The sequence below is a fragment of the Microcystis sp. M53598_WE2 genome (genome assembly GCF_030067735.1).
Lineage (GTDB): Bacteria > Cyanobacteriota > Cyanobacteriia > Cyanobacteriales > Microcystaceae > Microcystis > Microcystis aeruginosa.
On sequence record NZ_JASJFE010000235.1, the window covers coordinates 1 to 1,404 of the forward strand.

The following is a 1,404-nucleotide window of genomic DNA, read 5'->3' on the forward strand; positions in this document are numbered from 1 at the left end:
CTGATAACTGATAACTGATATCTGATAACTGATATCTGTACAACTACTTAGTACAAACGCTTACGGGGGCGATAATTAGCCACGGATTCCACTAAACCCAAAGCGATAAAATTGGTTAATAAAGATGAACGTCCATAACTTAACCAAGGTAAAGGAATCCCTGTAATCGGGGCTAATCCCACGGTCATGCTAATATTAAGAATTGCCTGAAAAGCGATCATCGAGAGAACACCGATCGCTATTAAAGAACCGAAGTTTTCTTTGGCAGTATTAGCAATGACTAACAAACGCCAACAAACTAACCAGAAAGCTATTAAAACTAGAATACTGCCGACAAAACCGAATTCTTCCCCGACTACGGAGAAGATAAAATCGGTGTGTTGTTCGGGAATAAAATTTAATTGGGTTTGGGTGCCTTGGTGTAATCCCCGTCCCAATAATTCTCCCGATCCGATGGCAATGCGGGATTGAATTAATTGATAACCTCCCCCCAAAGGATTCTTTTCTGGGTGAAGAAATAGGGTTAAACGATCTTTTTGATATTCTTTTAATAAACCCCAAAAAACCTCGCCTAATTTACCCACTGCCAGATTAGTTGCCACCACGATGAAAGTAGATAAAAAACGGTAGGGAAGGGTAAACCAAGCAAGCACAGCGATGATAATTGCTAAAACAATCCAAGCAGGAAAAAGTAAATTAAACAGAAAAACCGATGCGAGGGGAGATAAGAGGATAATCATCCAAGGCAGTTTCGCATTAGCCCAGTAAATCATGCCTAGGGTAATTGCCCCAAAGACTAATCCCGTCCCCAAGTCCGGCTGCGCCATAATTAACACCCAGGGGATGGCAGTGACGACAAAGACACGAGCGATCGCAAAAAGATTATCGGCGGGACGATGATGTAGGAGGGCTGCTAGGGTGATAATTAAACCTACCTTGGCAAATTCCGACGGTTGCACGTTAAAACTGCCGATATTAATCCAACTTTGCGCCCCATTCGCCGTCACCCCTAGGACAATTACCGCAATTAGGGAGAGATTGGTGAGAAGATAGGTTAACCAGTGCCATTTCAGCAGACTTTCGTAACGACAACGGGCCAGAAATAAAGCGATCGCCACTCCCACGGCCCCGAATAACCAGTGTTGCCACCAGTCGAGAGCAGTGGTATGTCTTTCGGCACTACGAATCATTAAACCACCGAAAACGGTTAAACCCGTCACCAAAACGAACAAAAGCCAATCAATTTGGGCTAGATCCCGGAAAATGAAGCTAAACTGTTCGTTAAAACCCCTTAGTTTCCTACTAATAAGGGACTGTCTTCTCACCATTTCTCTCCCCAAATTTACTAACTAACTAGGGTTTGCTGAATAAATCTAAAAACATTGTTCGATAAGACTTTTAGAC

The 1,404-nt window shown here is 43.0% G+C and carries 1 protein-coding gene; it reads right to left on the reverse strand.

All coding sequences use genetic code 11. The features are described from left to right. Positions 1-47: 47 nt before the first annotated feature. Positions 48-1,328, reverse strand: coding sequence for a rod shape-determining protein RodA (gene rodA / locus PX636_RS04920; protein ID WP_002796708.1), 1,281 nt, complete (start codon positions 1,326-1,328; stop codon positions 48-50). Positions 1,329-1,404 lie beyond the last annotated feature (76 nt).

Bases quoted from the DNA above. Each gene is read 5' to 3' on its own strand.
- rodA (WP_002796708.1), bottom strand. From the start codon at position 1,328: ATGGTGAGAAGACAGTCCCTTATTAGTAGGAAACTAAGGGGTTTTAAC.